Origin of the sequence: Halomarina rubra (genome assembly GCF_023699475.1) — an archaeon.
Classification (GTDB): Archaea; Halobacteriota; Halobacteria; order Halobacteriales; family Haloarculaceae; genus Halomarina; species Halomarina rubra.
The window spans coordinates 456,192-472,483 of record NZ_JALXFV010000002.1 but is presented as its reverse complement, the minus strand read 5'-3'; the positions used below and the strand labels follow the sequence as shown (position 1 = coordinate 472,483).

At 68.0% G+C, this 16,292-nt stretch carries 21 protein-coding genes; 13 read left to right on the top strand and 8 right to left on the bottom strand.

The genetic code is table 11. The annotated features are described in order from the left end of the window. Window positions 1-75 precede the first annotated feature (75 nt). Window positions 76-2,250, top strand: coding sequence for a phosphoribosylformylglycinamidine synthase subunit PurL (purL, locus tag M1L36_RS03690; RefSeq protein WP_250872359.1), 2,175 nt, complete (start codon window positions 76-78; stop codon window positions 2,248-2,250). A gap of 61 nt (window positions 2,251-2,311) precedes the next feature. Then, window positions 2,312-2,869: a sugar O-acetyltransferase gene (locus M1L36_RS03685; RefSeq protein WP_250872358.1), complete on the top strand. Its 558-nt coding sequence runs from the start codon at window positions 2,312-2,314 to the stop codon at window positions 2,867-2,869. Between the two features lie 48 nt (window positions 2,870-2,917). Here the strand turns inward: M1L36_RS03685 and M1L36_RS03680 are convergent, their stop codons facing one another. Continuing rightward, window positions 2,918-3,106, bottom strand: coding sequence for a DUF7550 family protein (locus tag M1L36_RS03680; protein WP_250872357.1), 189 nt, complete (start codon window positions 3,104-3,106; stop codon window positions 2,918-2,920). A 135-nt stretch (window positions 3,107-3,241) separates the two neighbouring features. On the opposite strand from M1L36_RS03680, the gene M1L36_RS03675 reads away from it, so the two are divergent. The 7 genes from M1L36_RS03675 to M1L36_RS03645 all read left to right on the top strand — a co-directional run bounded on the left by M1L36_RS03675 (window position 3,242) and on the right by M1L36_RS03645 (window position 6,748). Next, window positions 3,242-3,655: a DUF5684 domain-containing protein gene (locus M1L36_RS03675; RefSeq protein WP_250872356.1), complete on the top strand. Its 414-nt coding sequence runs from the start codon at window positions 3,242-3,244 to the stop codon at window positions 3,653-3,655. Window positions 3,656-3,731: 76 nt separating this feature from the next. Next, on the top strand, window positions 3,732-3,917 hold the full coding sequence (locus M1L36_RS03670) for a DUF8027 family protein (protein ID WP_250872355.1): 186 nt from the start codon (window positions 3,732-3,734) through the stop codon (window positions 3,915-3,917). Window positions 3,918-3,943: 26 nt separating this feature from the next. Continuing rightward, on the top strand, window positions 3,944-4,753 hold the full coding sequence (gene hisF / locus M1L36_RS03665; RefSeq protein WP_250872354.1) for an imidazole glycerol phosphate synthase subunit HisF: 810 nt from the start codon (window positions 3,944-3,946) through the stop codon (window positions 4,751-4,753). A 72-nt stretch (window positions 4,754-4,825) separates the two neighbouring features. After that, window positions 4,826-5,182, top strand: coding sequence for a hypothetical protein (locus tag M1L36_RS03660; protein ID WP_250872353.1), 357 nt, complete (start codon window positions 4,826-4,828; stop codon window positions 5,180-5,182). Window positions 5,183-5,263: 81 nt separating this feature from the next. After that, complete coding sequence (locus M1L36_RS03655) at window positions 5,264-6,079, top strand: hypothetical protein (RefSeq protein ID WP_250872352.1); 816 nt, start codon at window positions 5,264-5,266, stop codon at window positions 6,077-6,079. A gap of 268 nt (window positions 6,080-6,347) precedes the next feature. After that, window positions 6,348-6,569, top strand: coding sequence for a DUF8118 domain-containing protein (locus tag M1L36_RS03650; protein WP_250872351.1), 222 nt, complete (start codon window positions 6,348-6,350; stop codon window positions 6,567-6,569). After that, the gene (locus M1L36_RS03645) at window positions 6,566-6,748 is read left to right on the top strand and encodes a hypothetical protein (protein ID WP_250872350.1); all 183 of its coding nucleotides are present in this window, start codon (window positions 6,566-6,568) and stop codon (window positions 6,746-6,748) included. Before M1L36_RS03650 ends, M1L36_RS03645 begins: the two co-directional genes overlap by 4 nt. 45 nt (window positions 6,749-6,793) lie before the next feature. On the opposite strand, the gene M1L36_RS03640 is transcribed toward M1L36_RS03645, so the two are convergent. Together M1L36_RS03640 and M1L36_RS03635 are read right to left on the bottom strand one after the other, a co-directional pair. Then, on the bottom strand, window positions 6,794-8,428 hold the full coding sequence (locus M1L36_RS03640; RefSeq protein WP_250872349.1) for a hypothetical protein: 1,635 nt from the start codon (window positions 8,426-8,428) through the stop codon (window positions 6,794-6,796). 118 nt (window positions 8,429-8,546) lie between these two features. Then, complete coding sequence (locus M1L36_RS03635) at window positions 8,547-8,831, bottom strand: DNA-directed RNA polymerase subunit L (protein ID WP_250872348.1); 285 nt, start codon at window positions 8,829-8,831, stop codon at window positions 8,547-8,549. 92 nt (window positions 8,832-8,923) lie between these two features. Between M1L36_RS03635 and M1L36_RS03630 the strand changes: the two genes are divergently transcribed. Next, a complete protein-coding gene (locus tag M1L36_RS03630) occupies window positions 8,924-10,495 on the top strand; it encodes a long-chain-fatty-acid--CoA ligase (protein WP_250872347.1) in 1,572 nt (523 codons plus the stop codon). Between the two features lie 171 nt (window positions 10,496-10,666). Here the strand turns inward: M1L36_RS03630 and M1L36_RS03625 are convergent, their stop codons facing one another. Continuing rightward, complete coding sequence (locus M1L36_RS03625) at window positions 10,667-10,993, bottom strand: hypothetical protein (protein WP_250872346.1); 327 nt, start codon at window positions 10,991-10,993, stop codon at window positions 10,667-10,669. Window positions 10,994-11,139: 146 nt separating this feature from the next. Here M1L36_RS03625 and M1L36_RS03620 point away from each other — a divergent pair, with 146 nt between their 5' ends. The 3 genes from M1L36_RS03620 to M1L36_RS03610 are packed head-to-tail and all read left to right on the top strand — an operon-like array spanning window position 11,140 to window position 14,039. Continuing rightward, window positions 11,140-13,095 (top strand): 3-hydroxyacyl-CoA dehydrogenase/enoyl-CoA hydratase family protein, encoded by a 1,956-nt coding sequence (locus M1L36_RS03620; RefSeq protein ID WP_250872345.1) that lies wholly within the window; start codon window positions 11,140-11,142, stop codon window positions 13,093-13,095. Next, complete coding sequence (locus tag M1L36_RS03615; protein ID WP_250872344.1) at window positions 13,096-13,572, top strand: PaaI family thioesterase; 477 nt, start codon at window positions 13,096-13,098, stop codon at window positions 13,570-13,572. Then, complete coding sequence (locus tag M1L36_RS03610; protein WP_369694203.1) at window positions 13,569-14,039, top strand: MaoC/PaaZ C-terminal domain-containing protein; 471 nt, start codon at window positions 13,569-13,571, stop codon at window positions 14,037-14,039. Before M1L36_RS03615 ends, M1L36_RS03610 begins: the two co-directional genes overlap by 4 nt. Here the strand turns inward: M1L36_RS03610 and M1L36_RS03605 are convergent. The 4 genes from M1L36_RS03605 to M1L36_RS03590 all read right to left on the bottom strand — a co-directional run bounded on the left by M1L36_RS03605 (window position 14,015) and on the right by M1L36_RS03590 (window position 16,263). After that, complete coding sequence (locus tag M1L36_RS03605) at window positions 14,015-14,530, bottom strand: twin-arginine translocation signal domain-containing protein (RefSeq protein ID WP_250872343.1); 516 nt, start codon at window positions 14,528-14,530, stop codon at window positions 14,015-14,017. The genes M1L36_RS03610 and M1L36_RS03605 overlap by 25 nt on opposite strands. A 48-nt stretch (window positions 14,531-14,578) precedes the next feature. Beyond that, window positions 14,579-14,734, bottom strand: coding sequence for a hypothetical protein (locus M1L36_RS03600; protein ID WP_250872342.1), 156 nt, complete (start codon window positions 14,732-14,734; stop codon window positions 14,579-14,581). Window positions 14,735-14,784: 50 nt separating this feature from the next. Further along, a complete protein-coding gene (locus M1L36_RS03595) occupies window positions 14,785-15,375 on the bottom strand; it encodes an NAD(P)/FAD-dependent oxidoreductase (protein WP_250872341.1) in 591 nt (196 codons plus the stop codon). A gap of 63 nt (window positions 15,376-15,438) precedes the next feature. Next, window positions 15,439-16,263, bottom strand: a complete 825-nt coding sequence (locus M1L36_RS03590) for a CPBP family intramembrane glutamic endopeptidase (protein ID WP_250872340.1) — start codon at window positions 16,261-16,263, stop codon at window positions 15,439-15,441. Between the last annotated feature and the right edge of the window lie 29 nt (window positions 16,264-16,292).

Below are 16,292 nucleotides of genomic sequence, written 5' to 3'. Positions count from 1 at the left end.
CCGGTCCCGGAGGCGCGGGTGCACGAACGTGCATATGGAAACGCTCTAATCCCGCCTCGCCCAGCAGGAAAGTGAATGAGTCTCGCCGAGGCGGACCGGGAACTCGTCGTCGCGGAGCTGGGTCGCGACCCCACCCCAACCGAGGAGGCACTGTTCGAGAACCTCTGGAGCGAGCACTGCGCGTATCGCTCCTCGCGGCCCCTGCTGTCGGCGTTCGACTCCGCGGGCGACCAGGTCGTCGTCGGACCGGGCGACGACGCCGCCGTCGTCGCGCTCCCCGACGCCGCCGGCGAGGGCTACTCCGAGGAGTGGTACGTCACGCTCGGCATCGAGAGCCACAACCACCCGTCGTACGTCGACCCGTTCGACGGCGCGGCCACCGGCGTCGGCGGCATCGTCCGGGACACGCTGTCGATGGGGGCGTACCCCATCGCGCTCGCCGACTCGCTGTACTTCGGTCCGTTCGAGCGCGAGCACTCCCGGTACCTGATGGACGGCGTCGTCGAGGGCATCGGCCACTACGGCAACTGCATCGGCGTCCCGACCGTCACGGGGAGCGTCGCGTTCCACGAGGACTACGTCGGCAACCCGCTCGTCAACGTCGCGTGTGTCGGCCTACTGAACGACGACCGTCTCGTCACCGCCGTCGCACAGGAGCCGGGCAACGCGCTCGTCCTCCTCGGCAACGGCACCGGACGAGACGGTCTCGGCGGCGCGTCGTTCGCGAGCGAGGACCTCGCCGAAGACGCCGAGACCGAGGATAGACCGGCAGTGCAGGTCGGCGACCCGTACGCCGAGAAACGCCTCGTCGAGTGCAACGAGGCGCTGCTCGACGAGGACCTCGTCCGGTCGGCCCGCGACCTCGGTGCTGCGGGTCTGGGCGGCGCGTCCTCGGAACTCGTCGCGAAAGGCGGTCTCGGTGCGGCCATCGAACTCGAACGCGTCCACCAGCGCGAACCCGACATGCACCCCCTCGAAATCCTCCTCGCGGAGTCCCAGGAGCGGATGGTGTACGAGGTTCGCCCCGAGGACGTCGACCGCGTCGCGGAACTCGCCGACCGGTTCCACCTCGGCTGTTCGGTCATCGGCGAGGTCACGGACGGGAACTACACCTGCACGTTCACGGACGAGGCAGGCGAGACCGAGACGGTCGTCGACGTCTCCGCCGAGTACCTCGCCGACGGCGCACCGATGAACGACCTCGACCACGTCGACCCCGAACCGCAGGAGCGAGACCTCCCCGACGTCGACCTCGCCGCGGCGTTCGAGGCGGTCGTCGGCGCACCCTCCACCGCGAGCAAGGCGTGGGTGTACCGCCAGTACGACCACGAGGTCGGCACCCGGACCGCCGTCGGCCCGGGCGGTGACGCCGCGCTCGTCGCGATTCGGGAGGCCGACACCGGCCTCGCGTTCTCCTCGGGGGCGGAGCCGAACTGGACGACGGCCAACCCCTACGAGGGCGCGCGCGCCGTCGCTCTGGAGAACGCGACGAACGTCGCCGCGACGGGGGCGCGACCGCTCGCCGCCGTCGACTGTCTCAACGGTGGCAACCCCGAGAAGCCCGACGTCTACGGCGGGTTCCGGGCCATCGTCGACGGCCTCGCCGACATGTGTGGGGACCTCTCGGTGCCCGTCGTCGGCGGGAACGTCTCGCTGTACAACGACTCCGCCTCCGGCCCCATCCCCCCGACGCCGACGCTGGCGATGGTGGGAGCGAAGGCCGGGTACGAAGCCCCGTCCAGTGCGTTCACCGGCGAGGGGACGCTGCTCGTCGTCGGTGACGGTGCGCTCGCAGGCGAGGACGCCGGCCTCGGCGGTTCGGAACTGCTCGCGCAGGTCGGCGGGACCGACCGGTTCCCGACGCTGCCCGAAGCCCCCGCCGAACTGGTCGACGCGCTCGCGGACGTGGCGGCCGACGGCGCGACGCTCGCGGTCCACGACGCCAGTCACGGTGGCCTCGCGGTGACGCTCGCCGAGATGGTCACCGACGACGCGGGCGCGACGGTCACTCTCGACGCCGACGCCAGCGCCGCGGAACTCCTGTTCCACGAACAGGCCGGTCGTGCAGTGGTCGAGACGAGCGACCCCGACGCGGTGCGCGAGGCGTTCGACGACGTCGCACCGGTCGCCGAGGTGGGCGAGACGGACGGCTCGGGGGCGCTCTCGCTGACCGTCGCCGGGGAGACGCTCGACTACGACGCGGCGACGATTCGCGACCTGCGCTCGGTCGTCGAACGGGAACTGGAGTAGCGTCGAGACACGACCGAGAGACGTGCGGGGGTTTTTCACGGCGACGGTCGACCACCGACCGATGGACTCGGAGAAGGCGAAGATGCTCGCCGGGGAGCTGTACGACCCCACCGACCCGGAGCTCGTCGCGGCACACCGCGAGGCACGAGAACTGACGGCGCGGTTCGACCGGACCGACGCCGACGAGAGCGACGAGCGTACACGACTCCTCGACGACCTGTTCGGGTCGGTCGGTGAGGACGTCACGGTCAGGCCGCCGTTCCAGTGTGACTACGGGTTCAACGTCCACGTCGGCGACCGGTTCTTCGCGAACTTCGACTGCGTGTTCCTCGACGTCTGCCGGGTCGAGTTCGGCGACGACTGCATGCTCGGGCCGGGCGTCCACGTCTACACCGCGACCCACCCGCTCGACCCCGACGAACGGGCGGCGGGACTGGAGTACGGCAAGCCGGTGACGGTGGGCGACGACGTGTGGGTCGGCGGGCGAGCGGTGCTCAACCCCGGCGTCTCCGTCGGTGACGGCGCGATGATCGCCTCGGGAGCGGTCGTCACCGAGGACGTGCCAGAACGAGTCGTCGTGCAGGGGAATCCGGCGCAGGTGGTCCGGGAGATCGAGTGAGAGACGAGGAGAACGGCAGAAGAGCGCGAGTGGTGGTGTGGTGTCGCCTCAGAGCGTGAGCAGGACGGGGAGACCGAAGACGACGAGGATGCCGACCAGAGCGACGACCATCCCGATGCCGACCATCCGGTTCGTGTAGGGGCCTTGTGGGGCGGTCTGGCGGTGGTCCGGGCGCGGTTCGGGGTGGTCACTGCCGCTGACGTCCTGATGTTCCTGGTGGTCCGCGTGGTCGCTCATACCGAGTTCTCTTCGGGGTGCGTACTTTGACCTGTCGGAGTGCCGCGAGCGGGCGGGTCGGTGGGTCGGTGGGTCGGTGGGTCGGTGGGTGCTGTGAGACGAACACTCTTCACACATCGTGGAGTAGTGAGTCGCGTGAGTCTCACGACAGTCGACACGACGATTCCGCTGCAGGAAGGCGGTGGCGGACTGCTGGTCTTCTGGCTCGTCATGCTTGCCATCGCGCTGGTCAGCGTCGCCGGGATGTGGAAGGCGTTCGAGAAGGCCGGAAAGCCGGGATGGGGGGCGATCATCCCGTTCTACAACACCTACCTGATGATAAAGATCGGTGAGAACTCGGGGTGGTGGCTCCTGGGCCTGCTCGTCCCGGTCGTGAACTTCTTCGTCGCGCTGAAGCTGATGGTCGACGTCGCCGACCGGTTCGGCCAGGGACTCGGCTTCGGCATCGGTCTGACCCTCCTCTCGTTCGTGTTCTGGCCGTTGCTCGGGTTCGGCGAGTACACCTATCGACCCACCGAGACCGCGGCGGCCGGTGGGGACTGGCGGTGACGAACGCCGACTCGGGGTGACCTGTCCGAACACCGACGCGAGAAACGACTATTGCTATCACGCGTCAAGAGCGACCATGTCGATTCCCGGCTACGACCCGGCGGACCTGGACCGGATGCTCCTCTCTCGGCTCGAGGAGGACGACCTCGGGACGGTGCTGGACACCGACCAACTGCGGCGCTACGAGGCGGGCGAGGACCTCGTCGACGTGTTGAGCGAGGAGGAGATCCGCGACATCCTCGGCGCGCGGTCGAAATCGTGAACACCTCTGGTCGGTAACGGACGGCTGTGCTGACCAAACGCATCATCCCGTGTATCGACGTGGACGTGGACGAGGACGGCGAGCCGGCGGTCTACACCGGCGTCCACTTCGAGGACCTCCAGTACACGGGTGACCCGGTCGAACTCGCCCGCGAGTACAACGCGGCCGGGGCCGACGAGTTCGTCTTCCTCGACATCACCGCGAGCGCCGAGGGGCGCGAGACGATGCTGGACGTCGTCGGCCAGGTCGCCGACGAGTGTTTCATCCCGCTGACCGTCGGCGGGGGCATCCGGACCCGCGACGACATCAAGGAGACGCTCCGGGCCGGCGCGGACAAGGTCTCCATCACGACCGGCGCGCTCGAACGACCCGAACTCATCACCGAAGGGGCACGCGCGTTCGGCAACCAGTGTATCGTCATCAGCGTCGACGCCCGGCGGCGCTACGACGAAGCCGGCGACCACTACGAGCAGGTCGACGGCGAGTCGTGCTGGTTCGAGTGTACGAAGAAGGGCGGCCGCGAGGGGACGGGCGTCGACGTCGTCTCGTGGGCGAGCGAGGCCGAAGAGCGCGGTGCGGGCGAACTGTTCGTCAACTCCATCGACTCCGACGGGACGAAAGACGGCTACGACCTCCCCCTCACCGGCGCTGTGTGTGACGCCGTCTCGACGCCCGTCATCGCCTCCTCCGGGGCGGGCAGCCCCGAGCACATGCGCGAAGCGTTCGAGGCGGGCGCGGACGCCGCGCTCGCGGCCTCCATCTTCCACTTCGGGGAGTACACCATCGACGAGACGAAGGCGTACCTCGACGACCACGGCGTCCCGGTCCGGCGCTGAGAACGCGACCGTCGGTATCGTCACTGATACTGGTCGGGGAAGCGATAAGTTCTAGATGTCGGAAGTGTCGGTATGCAGTATCTGGACGTCGACGAGGACAACAATCGAATCGTCATCACGATGGAAGGGATGTTCGACGTGGACGAGGCCGACCGGTCGACGCGCGACGCGGTCGAGACGTTCGAGAGTATGAACCCCGGCTTCGACGTCGTCGTCGACGCCAAGGCGATGAAGGCGAGCGACCAGGAGGCCGCCGAGTACCTCCAGCGGTCGAAGGGGGCGCTCTCGCGACTCGACGTCGGAACGGTCGTGCTCGTGAAGAGCGAGTCCGTCGCCTCCCGCATGCAGATGAACCGCGTCGGCGAGCGAGACTACGACCTGCGCGAAGCCGACTCGGTGGACGCCGCCCACGCGATGCTCGACGCCTGAGCGACCCGAACCCGCTCTCTTGGACGCGTCGGCGTCGACACACCGGAACGTTCATCAGTGTCGACACATCAACTCCGAAAGATGAAGTGGCGCTGCCCGCAGTGCGGTCGCCCCCACGCCGCCAACGACCCGCCGTGCGACGACTGTGGCTACCAACGGCTCGAACGCGCCGTCGTCCCGGCCGGCGTCGAACGCGACGCTCCAGGGTTCCAGTGGGTCTGTCCGGACTGCGGGAAGTCCCAGCCGAAGAACTCGCCACCGTGTTCGCGCTGTGGCAGCATGTCGTTCGAACGCCGGAGTCTCGACTACGAAGAGGAGTTCGACACCGGCCAGCCAGGGCGGTTCGACGGTCTCCTCCCGGTCGCAGGCGTGCTCGCCGTCGTCGTCGTCGGGTTCGTCCTCCTGGGGACGGGCGTCGTCTCGTTGCCGGGGCAGGGCCCCCCGACGGTGGACGACCCCCCGGGGTTCGCGGACGCCGCCGGAGGCGTCGGGTTCGACACCGCCGAGGAACGGATGCTCGCGGCGTTCAACGAGGAGCGTGACGCGGCCGGCGAACCGTCGTTGCGGAGCGACGACACGCTCACCGCGATGGCGACGTTCTGGAACCAGCGAGCCGTGACGGACGACTACGAGGACCGGGAGGTCGCGGGGTCGCTCGGTGAGTTCGATGCCACGTGTGCCGAAGGACCGACCATCTACTCGCCGTACACGAGCGAGCGGACGACCGGAACGGTCGCGGACTACGACTCCGCAGAGGAACTCGCGGCCGCCCTCGCGTCGCCGCTTCGTTCGAGCCCCGAGGGGCGCGAGATGCTCCTCGACGCCGACGGTCGGGTCGGTATCGACATCCACGCCGGTCCGGACGGCGTGGTCTACGTCACCACCGTCGTCTGTTGAGCGCTCGGACGCTCGGACGCTCGGTGAAACTGTTCAGAGGCCCGCCGAGACCACCGAGAACCCGCCTCCGTACGTTCAGGAAGTTCTACTTTCACCGAGCTAGCCGCCCCCTTTTGCCCGTCGCGGTCCTCCGTTCGACCGTCTCCCACCAGTCGGCAGGGAGTGGACGTGCGTCCTGCCGGGAGACGCGACTGACGAGTGTTTCGGCGGTGCGCGAAAACGCGCCGGGTGTTCCAGCACCCGAACGCCGAGTTCAGAGAGCGAACTCATGGCAACGAACTCACTACAGCGAGATGAACGTGCGGGTTCCGGCGCGCCGGACGGCGAGCGGCCGCCACCGCGGTCGGTGACCGGTCCCCACCCGGGCTACGACCGCTACGGCCGCCTCGACCACTACTACTACCGGTGTGAGCGCTGCGGTCTCGAATCGACCGACGCCGCGCTGACCGAGCGCTGCTGGCGGTGTGATGACGACGAGGAGGAGTCGTGACCGACGACCGTCGCTCGCCCAGTGGCGGGTGGCGCGAGGTGTACGCCGAGATGGGCGTCTCGACGGCTCACGAACCCGACTCGCTGGGCTGTCCGGACTGCGGCGACGACTGCCCCCGCCTCAGGACCGCGACCTACTGGTGTCCCACTCACGGCACGTGGCGCGTCGCTGCCGGGTAGGACGGCGAGGAGCGAGACGAATCCGGACGACCGTCTAACCAGTGGTCAGCCCGCGAGCGACCGGTCGGTCGCCGTCGCGTTGCCGCTGGCGTTGCCCTCCGTCCCGGTCCCCCCGCGAGGACGGATGACGACGGTGTCGTTCGCGCCGACCGTCACCCGCTGTGTGGTGCCGTCCTGCCGCTCGACGACGATGACGAGCCCGTCGCCGGGGCCGTTCGGCCCACTCTCGCCGCCCGTCGATTCGTTCCCTCCACCCTCGACCGACTCACCGCCGATGAACGCCTTCGCGGCGCTCCCGGTCCGGACCGTGTAGGTGTCCTGCGTCGACGCGTCGACGAACGCGATGTACGACAGCCCCGCCGAGGAGTTCGGCACGATGTGGACCTGCCAGTAGAGGCGACCGTCCCGGACGACGGGGATGGGTTCGGCCGGCGAGACGTCGTTGAGTCTGGATATCTCGGGCTGTTGCATCGCGACGTCCGTCGCTCGCGAGGGGCCGAGCAGGGCGTCGGTGCGGGGGAACGTCAGTCGCTCGGGCGCGCCGGTCCGCCCGTCGACGGTCCACAACTGGTAGACGCCGGCGGCGTCACCCCACGGTTCGGCCGCGAGGACGTACGAGGGGCCGTCCTCGGTGAACACGGTGAACGGCTGGTCGTTCTCGCCGGGGACGGGCGCGAGTTCGAGTTGGTCCTCGTGGGCGAACCACGTGTTGAGGATGCCGTTCTGGTAGGCGCGCGAGGCGACCTCGTGGCGCGCGAGTTCGTACGGGTAGACGTTCTGCCCCGCGAGCACCTCGCTCTCGACGGCCTCCTCCGGCGAGAAGTCGGTTATCGAGCCGTCGGGGGCGATGACCGAGACGCCGCCGAACTCGGGGACCGAGTGCATCTGGGGGAGCGGGGTCGCCCGGAACTCCCAGTCGTGCGTGACGTAGGGCACCGCGAGGTACAGGTCGCCGTCGTGGGGGACGACGAACGGGTCGCGGTAGTCCCGCCAGTAGGCGTGTTTCGACAGCGCCCACTCGTAGTCGTCGGTGACGGCCATCCCCTGCCCGACGGTGAACTCGCCCTCGCGGATGTCGAGGGACTTGCCGGTCGTCGTCATGTCGACGAACGCCGCCCCGCGCTGTTTCAGGCGCACGGAGTTGAGGCCGCCGTCGGGGGCGAGCGCGTACGACCAGTGTGGTGTCCCGTCGACGACGGTGATGTCACCACCGGCGAGACGATAGCGAGGATACTGGAGGGAGTTCTCGGCGTACTGCCGGGCGACCGTCTGGGGGAGCACCCGTGCGGTCTCCGAGTTCGTCTCGGGCAACGACTCGACGTCGGTGACGGTCGCACCGACGCGCTCGGAGGTCGCCTCCGCCTCGTACAGACCACCGACGCCGCCACCGACGACGAGGGCGAGGACGACCAGGAAGCCGAACGCCACGACGACGACCGGCACCTGCCCGGCGTCGGTCTGGACGTGGGTGTCGGTGCCGACCCAGCCGTTGCGCGTGCCGTAGAGGGCGTACGCGACGAGGAGCAGTGCGACGACGCCGAGCCACTGGAGGACGCCGGGGGACTCGACGAACAGGCGATAGGCGAGCGGTTGGAACCACGGGCGGACGAACCAGACGAACGCGAGTGCGGCCAGCGAGAGGAGGACGACCGGCACCGCGCGACGGGGGACCGAGACCATGTGTCGAGACTCCAGAACGTACGGGCATAAAGACGGTGGAGTGTTCTCGCGGGGAGAGAGCGGTCGCTACACAGCGGGGTGTGGAGAGTCGGAAGAGAACTGATGTGTCGTGGCCGACTCAGAGCGCGGCTTCGAACGTCTCGCGGAACGACGTCGACTTCGCCTTGACGTTGCCCGCGGCGTCGGCGAGTGCGTCCAGCGCGTCGCGACCCTCCTCGGTCTTGATGGTGAGGACGGGGTCGGTCTGGCCACCGGACTGCTCGGGGTTCACGTCGTACGTCGCCGCCGTAACACCCTCGGTCTCCAGCAGTGCTCCCTTCAGCACGTTCATGAACGTGTGGTCCTCGCCGGCGATCTCTATCGACAGCTCCGACGGCTCGTTCTCGATGACCCGGAGTTCCATGTCCCAACGCAAGCGCATCGGCCGTTTCAACGTTTCGAAGGGACGGGCACGAGCGGCGGTAGAACTACGTCCCCCGTTACCGTGGCACGATTATGCACCCCACGATAGCCGACACGTTGGAACTGAGCGCACGCCGGTACCCCGACCGCGACGCACTCGTCTACCCCCGGAAGGGCCAGCGCTGGACGTTCGCCGAGTTCGACGAACGAGTGAACCGACTGGCGAACGCCCTCGCCGAGTCCGGTGTCGGACACGGCGACCGGGTCTCGACGCTGCTGTTCAACGGTACCGAAATCGTCCTCACCGTCTACGCCTGTGCGAAACTCGGCGCGGTGTTCAACCCGCTGAACTACCGGCTCAAAGCCGGCGAGGTCGAGTACATCCTGAACGACGCCGAATCCTCCGTGGTCGTCTTCGAGGACGCGACTCGCGGAGCTATCGAAGGGGCACGCGACTCGCTGGAGACGGTCGAGACGTTCCTCACCGTCGACGGTCCCGCCTCGACGGGCGACGTCTCGGGGGACCTGCCCGAGTACGCCGCGGACTTCTACGCGACCGTCGAGGACGCCAGCGCCGACCGCCCGGACACCACGGTCGTCGAGGACGACGTCTACGCGTTCATCTACACCTCCGGGACGACGGGTCGGCCGAAGGGCGTCGTCCACGAACACCGCTCGATGGTCGAGCACAGCATCATCTGTCTCGCCGAGAGCGGTATCGACAAGAGCGACGTCGGCCTGTCGTGTCTCCCGCTGTACCACTGCGCGGAACTCCACGCCAACATGTTCCCGCGGGTCCACGTCGGCGCGACGAGCGTCGTCCACCACGAGTTCGACCCGGTCGCGGTCCTCCAGGCCATCGACGAGTACGAGGTCACGCAGATGTTCGCCGCGCCGACCGCCTGGAACGCGCTCGCGCAGGTCGCCCCGGACCTCGACGCCGACGTCTCCTCGCTCGCCATCGGCTTCTACGGTGCGTCGCCGATGCCCAGACGCGTCCTCGACGCCTGCCGCGAGCAGTTCACCGAGAACTACCTCCAGGCGTACGGCATGACCGAGATCGGCCCCTGTGGCACCTTCCAGCACCCCGACGAACAGGTCCCCAAGCAGGGCTCTGCGGGACTGGCCGCGCTCAACCACGACCTCCGGGTCGTCACGCCCGACGGCCACCCCACCGACACCGTCGAGCAGGGTGCCATCGGCGAGGTGCTGTTCGCCGGACCCTGTACGATGCGCGAGTACTGGAACCGCCCGGAGGCGACCGAGCGCTCGCTACGCGAAGCCGACGGCAGGACGTGGTACTACTCGGGAGACCTCGGCTACCAGGACGAGGACGGCTACCTCTACGTCGTCGACAGGAAGGACGACATGATAATCTCCGGAGGCGAGAACATCTACCCGACCGAGGTCGAGGACGTGCTGTTCGCCCACGACGCCGTCGTCGAGGCGGCCGTCGTCGGTCAACCCGACGAGGAGTGGGGCGAACTCGTCACCGCCTACGTCGTCGCCGACGGCGACGTGACCGCCGCGGACCTCGAAGCGTACTGCAAGCGCAGCGACGACCTCGCGGACTTCAAGCGACCGCGGGCGTACGAGTTCGTCGACGAGTTGCCGAAGAACCCGAGCGGGAAGGTTCAGAAGTTCAAGCTTCGAGATGGTGAGTGAGCGGAGCGAGAGCGACCGAGCGAGTTGCGAGACGCGAACGAGCGTAGCGAGTGAGGGTCTCGGGAAACGTGAGCGGAGAGCGGTAGGGACCCGCGAGTTGCGAGTCGGCGAGTGAACGGAGCAGGACTCTCAACGTAGTGGCCGTGTCCCGTGGAGGGCCGAAGGCGGGGGTTAGCTCGTCAGTGCCTCGAACGAGCGGGGGTCCTCCCACAGTTCCCCGAGGGTGGCGGCGGCGAGAAAGCGCGTCGGACCGACGACCCACTCGGTCGTCACCTCCGAGTCGACGGCGGGGGCGTGGGCGTCGAACCACCACGCGACGTACCGGCCGTCACGGAGTTTCGCAGTGGGGTAGAGCTGCTCACCGACGGCGACGTCGATTCTCGAAGCGGCTTCGACGTCCGGCCGGTCCTCCGTGTCGTCGGCGACGAGCACCTCGATGTCGACGCGACGCGGCCCCCGCTCCGAGGCCGCGGACGTGCTGGTAGAACCGTCGGTCATACCCTACCGTTCAGCTCTGAATACATAAGCGTCCGTCAGGCGAGTGTCAGACACACGTTTTCGTTCGGGACAGTGTGACACCGAGATATCGGCGCAGTTCTCACCGACGGCGGTGGAACTAAGCCGCCGGCGGATGCTCTGCGTGCATGGACATCGATGACATAAGTCACGTCACGGTGCTCGGTGCCGGGAGCATGGGCCACGGCATCGCCGAAGTCACCGCCCTCGCGGGGTACGACGTCGTGATGCGCGACATCGAGGAGGATATCGTCCAGGACGGCTACGACAGCATCCGCTGGAGCCTGGAGAAACTCTCCGAGAAGGGCCTCGTCGACCAGGACCCCGACGAGGTCATGGGTCGCATCTCGACGGCGGTGGACCTGGCGGAGGCAGTCGCCGACGCCGACCTGGTCATCGAGGCCGCCCCAGAGCAGATGAGCATCAAGAAGGACGTGTTCGGCGATCTCGCCGAGCACGCCCCCGCCGACGCCATCCTCGCGTCGAACACCTCCTCGCTCTCGATCACCGAGATCGCGAGCGTCACCGACGACCCCTCGCGCGTCGTCGGGATGCACTACTTCAACCCGCCCGTGAAGATGGACCTCGTCGAGGTCATCTACGGCGACGAGACGAGCGACGAGACCGCGGAGGCCGCCTACGCGTTCGTCGAGTCCTGCGGAAAGACGCCCATCTACGTCCGCAAGGACGTCAACGGCTTCGTCGTCAACAGCGTGCTCGGACCGTTCGGCGACGAGGCGGCGTGGATGGTCTCGGAGGGCGTCGCGACCGTCGAACAGGCCGACGCCGCGATGGTCCACCAGCGGGGCTACCCTATGGGACCGTTCGAACTCTCCGACATGACCGGTATCGACATCGGCTACCACGTCAGGAAGGAGGCGGGCAAACCCATACCGCCGGTCGTCCAGGAGAAGGTCGACGCCGAGGAACTCGGCCAGAAGACCGGGAAGGGGTACTACGACTACGAGGACGGCGACGGGACGACGTACGAACCGGGCGACGGCGAGGGGTTCGACACGCTCCGCGTCGAGGCGCGTATCGTCAACGAGGCGGCGAAACTCGTCGGCGACGACGTGGCGACCCCCGACGCCATCGACACGGGGATGCGCCTCGGGACGGGGTTCCCCGAGGGGCCGTGTCGCCGCGCGGACAAGATGGGGCTCGACACCGTCCTCGACAAACTCCGGACGCTCCACGAGGAGACCGGCGAGAATCGCTACGAACCCGCCGACTACCTCGTCGAACTCGTCGAGGCCGGGAAAACCGGCGAGGACGCCGGTGAGGGGTTCTACTCCTACGGCGGCGGTGACGGCGAGCGCACCTACCACACCATCGAGCACTCGCTGAGCGACGAGGGACTCCTCGAGATCACGCTCGACCGCCCCGAGCGCCTGAACGCACTCAACGGCGACCTGATGGACGAGGTGATGCACCTCCTCGATTCGACGCCACAGGACGACGTCCGCGCCGTCACCTTCGAAGGGACGGGTGGGAAGGCGTTCTCGGCGGGTGCGGACATCACCGGGTTCTCGGGCATCGAACCCCACGAGAAGGGCGTCACCGAGTTCTTCGAGGCCGTCGCGAACTACCCGCGACCGACGCTCGCGAAGATCGACGGCTACTGTCTCGGCGGCGGAAACGAACTCGCGCTCGCCTGTGACCTGCGTATCGCCACCGAGGACTCGGAGTTCGGGTTCCCGGAGATCAACCTGGGGCTCATCCCCGGTGGCGGCGGGACGCAGCGTGCGATTCGGATGCTCAGCGACGCCCGCGCGAAGGAACTCGTCTTCCGGGGCCACCGCATCGACGCCGAACTCGCCGAGGAGTGGGGCCTCATCAACCGCGCCGTCGACGACGACGAGTTCGACGACGTGGTCGCCGAGTACGTCGACGACCTCGTTTCGGGACCACCCATCGCGCTCCAGAAGGCCAAGCAGGTGATGAACGCCGGTCGCGACCAGGACCTCTCGGCCGGCCTCGAACTCGAAGCGCAGGCGTTCGGCCTGCTCCTGGGAACCGAGGACATGCAGGAGGGCGCGGCCGCGTTCATGGAGAAGCGCGACGCGGAGTTCGAGGGCAAGTAGATGGGCGAGGACGCTGGGCCGCGGGCGACGGGCGACCTCTCGACCGCAGAAGCGGACGCCGTCGAGGAGGAACTCCGTGGCGAGGCCGAGAGCCACGGCCTGTTCGGACTGCTCGGCGTCGAACTCGTCACCGCTCGCGAGGGGCACGCGGTGCTCACCCTCCCGTTCGACGACCGATTCACCAACCTCGCGAACGTCTCGATGCACGGCGGACTGACGGCGACGCTCGTCGACACCGCCAGCGGGTTCGCGCTGCGCTCGGTGCTCGGCCCCGACGCCCGCCTCACGACGACGGACATGAACGTCCGGTATCTCCGCCCGGCGACGAACGACCTGCGCGTCGAGGCCGACGTGGTGCGCGCCGGCCGCTCGATGGGCGTCACCGAGGCACGGGTCACGAACGAACACGACGGCGAGGAGAAGACCGTCGCCACCGGCGGCACCTCCTACCGCCTGTTCCGAGGTGAGGAGGCGTGACGGACGACCCCGAGGACGTCGACCCCGAGAGCGTCTTCGAGCAGACGGAGGTCGGCAGCCGAATCACCACGCAGGGGCGGACCGTCACCGGCGCGGACGTCGTCAACTTCGCGGGCGTCAGCGGCGACTTCAACCACCTCCACACCGACGCCGAACGGATGGCCGACTCCGGGTTCGGCGAGCGCATCGCCCACGGCGCGTTCGTGTTCTCGGCGATGACGGGCTTGCTCTGGCAGAACCGCTCGGTCGCAGAACGCGAGGCCGTCGTCGCGTTCTACGGCGTCGACCGCCTCCGGTTCCGTGCGCCGACGTTCGTCGGGGACACCATCCACGTCGAACTCGAAGTCACGGAGAAGGAACCGAAAGACCACCCGGAGGGCAACGGCGTGTTGACCTACGACGCCGAGGTGCTGAATCAGGACGACACCGTGGTGCTGTCCTGTCAGTTGCGGTCGCTCGTCGTCTGAGAACGCCGTGTGCTGGCGGGGCAGTGCTCGGCGGACCTCCCCGCTCTCCCTTCTATCTGGACGGTGCTGTACGGCTCCTGCCACGCTCCGAGCGAGATACGTGGTGCAGCACAGACGTGTTCTTCGTCGATGGACTCCGCGGTGAGGTGGACCCGCCGAACGTCCATGGTCTCGTCCTCGCGGACGGTGTATGTCAACTCGTACACCGCCGGCGTCTCCGGCCACGTCGCCTCGACGACGGTCAGTCCGCCGACCCGTCCAGTCGGTGGGTCGACCGTGTGGACGCCCTCGTAGATGGGGCCGTCGTCGCCGTCGCGTTCGAGTTCGACGCGGACGGTCTGTGGGTCGTCGTAGAAGTTACTGATGAGGACGTCACCGAGAACGACGCCACCGGAACTGCTGTCGAGAGCGCTACAGCCAGCCAGCGGGAGGGAGAGCGCGGCGGCACCGGTGGCTTTCAGAAACGACCGACGTGAGTGGGGAGGGTTCATGCGAGTGTGAGGGTGGTGTTCGTAGACGGGGCCGGACGTCTCGACCGCTCAGGGGCGGTTCCGCGGGTCGTGGTCGTCACCCAGGAACACGCTGTCTTTCTGCGGGTCGAAGTAGACGTCGAGCGCTCTGAGCACTCCTGCGTACACTGCGGACGCGACGATGACGAACGAAATCAGCGCCGGGACGACGAGTTCGAGGACCATAGTTCAGCGAACGACTCGGACCTGATAAACGAACCGACCGCGACGGTCGGTCACACCTTCTCGTCGCGCAACCCCCCGAACACCTCGTCTGCGGTGTCGGGCGTGTCGAAGTCGTGGTAGTGGTCGCCCTTCTCCTTCGTGAGGACGTTGAGGGCGGCGGACGCGCCGTCGCCCGCGGAGATGACCGCCTGCCACTCCTCGGCGCGGACCATCGCACCGGTCGCGTAACAGTCCTCGACGCTCGTCTCCATCGTCACGTCGACGTCGACGACGCCGTCGTCGGTCGTCTCACAGCCCAGTTCTTCGGCGAGGTCACGGTTCGCACCGGTCGCGAGGACGAGGTAGTCGGCGTCGTACTCGCCGTCGTCGGTGCTGACGGTGAACCCGTCGTCTGTCGAGGAGACGCCGGTGACCGCCTCGCCCTGGTGGCGCTCGGCCCCGAAGTCCTCGGCCTGCTGGCGGGCGGTCCGCAGGAACGCGTCGCCGTTGACGGAGCCGACGCCGAGGTAGTTGAACAGGTGGGCGCTGTGGAGCCACGTTCCGTCTGTGTCGAACAGACGGACGTCGAGCCCGTTCTTCGCGGCGAACAGCGCGGCGCTGAGGCCGGCGGGTCCCCCGCCGACGACGATGACTGATGTCATACGAACGACAAGGGTGGGCACGCCGATAAGTCCGATGCAGGTCTGTGGCGCGCTCCAGACCGCTCAGAACAGCGCGGCGAGGACGCCCGAGGAGTTGTTCGCGGCGGCCTGGAGTTCGTCGCCGTACACCAGCGTGACGTACAGCAGACTGAACAACAGCGCGTCGTACGCGCCGTGGATGAGCGCCGGGACGACGAGGTTGTCGGTCTTCTCGTAGGTGTACCCCAGGACGAGCGAGACGGCGGTCAACCCGCCGATGGGGATGAGCACGGAGGCGATGCTCCCCGCGGTGGCGGCGAACGCGGTCAGGTGGGCGAACCCGAAGATGGTCGACGCGATGAGGATGCCCGCGAGGGGGCCGAACACCTCGCGTAGACGCCCCTGGATGATACCCCGGAACAGCAGTTCCTCGGACGGGCCGATGATGAGGAAGGCCGCCGGGATGAGGAGGAACAGCACCGTCGGGTCCTCGCTGGCGGTCTGGACGATGCTGTTCTCGGCGGTCTCGACGCCGAGCGCCGAGGAGATGGCCTGCAGGACGGAGGCGGCGGCGAGCAACACCGCGACCATCGCGACGAACCCGCCGACGGTCCAGGCGACGTCCCGGAGCGTCGGGAACCGGAAGCCGACGAACGAGAGGCCGTAACCGCTGTACCGGAGGTAGAGGACGCCGACGACCGCGAGACCGACACCCTGCAACGAGACCAGCGAGAGGCCGACGCTCAACAGCGGACTGTCGAGGACGTCGACGCCGGCGGCGATGAGGACCAACAGGAGCGCGATCTGCGTGACGATGCCGACCGCGAGACCGAGAAAGCCCAGACCGAGCATCTTCCCGACCGTCAGCAGTCGGTCCTCGGTAGAGGGGGTGCGAGAGACTGGTTCCATGTCCGACCGTTCGACGGGCGAGACTAAAA

Excerpts from the sequence above, each read along its gene's own strand:
- M1L36_RS03655 (WP_250872352.1), top strand. The coding sequence starts at position 5,264 with ATGAAGTGGCGCTGCCCGCAGTGCGGTCGCCCCCACGCCGCCAACGAC.
- M1L36_RS03635 (WP_250872348.1), bottom strand. The coding sequence starts at position 8,831 with ATGGAACTCCGGGTCATCGAGAACGAGCCGTCGGAGCTGTCGATAGAG.
- M1L36_RS03625 (WP_250872346.1), bottom strand. The coding sequence starts at position 10,993 with ATGACCGACGGTTCTACCAGCACGTCCGCGGCCTCGGAGCGGGGGCCG.
- M1L36_RS03685 (WP_250872358.1), top strand. The coding sequence starts at position 2,312 with ATGGACTCGGAGAAGGCGAAGATGCTCGCCGGGGAGCTGTACGACCCC.
- M1L36_RS03615 (WP_250872344.1), top strand. The coding sequence starts at position 13,096 with ATGGGCGAGGACGCTGGGCCGCGGGCGACGGGCGACCTCTCGACCGCA.
- M1L36_RS03640 (WP_250872349.1), bottom strand. The coding sequence starts at position 8,428 with ATGGTCTCGGTCCCCCGTCGCGCGGTGCCGGTCGTCCTCCTCTCGCTG.
- purL (WP_250872359.1), top strand. The coding sequence starts at position 76 with ATGAGTCTCGCCGAGGCGGACCGGGAACTCGTCGTCGCGGAGCTGGGT.
- M1L36_RS03590 (WP_250872340.1), bottom strand. The coding sequence starts at position 16,263 with ATGGAACCAGTCTCTCGCACCCCCTCTACCGAGGACCGACTGCTGACG.
- M1L36_RS03680 (WP_250872357.1), bottom strand. The coding sequence starts at position 3,106 with ATGAGCGACCACGCGGACCACCAGGAACATCAGGACGTCAGCGGCAGT.
- M1L36_RS03600 (WP_250872342.1), bottom strand. The coding sequence starts at position 14,734 with ATGGTCCTCGAACTCGTCGTCCCGGCGCTGATTTCGTTCGTCATCGTC.
- M1L36_RS03670 (WP_250872355.1), top strand. The coding sequence starts at position 3,732 with ATGTCGATTCCCGGCTACGACCCGGCGGACCTGGACCGGATGCTCCTC.
- M1L36_RS03605 (WP_250872343.1), bottom strand. The coding sequence starts at position 14,530 with ATGAACCCTCCCCACTCACGTCGGTCGTTTCTGAAAGCCACCGGTGCC.
- M1L36_RS03630 (WP_250872347.1), top strand. The coding sequence starts at position 8,924 with ATGCACCCCACGATAGCCGACACGTTGGAACTGAGCGCACGCCGGTAC.
- M1L36_RS03650 (WP_250872351.1), top strand. The coding sequence starts at position 6,348 with ATGGCAACGAACTCACTACAGCGAGATGAACGTGCGGGTTCCGGCGCG.
- M1L36_RS03595 (WP_250872341.1), bottom strand. The coding sequence starts at position 15,375 with ATGACATCAGTCATCGTCGTCGGCGGGGGACCCGCCGGCCTCAGCGCC.
- M1L36_RS03660 (WP_250872353.1), top strand. The coding sequence starts at position 4,826 with ATGCAGTATCTGGACGTCGACGAGGACAACAATCGAATCGTCATCACG.
- M1L36_RS03620 (WP_250872345.1), top strand. The coding sequence starts at position 11,140 with ATGGACATCGATGACATAAGTCACGTCACGGTGCTCGGTGCCGGGAGC.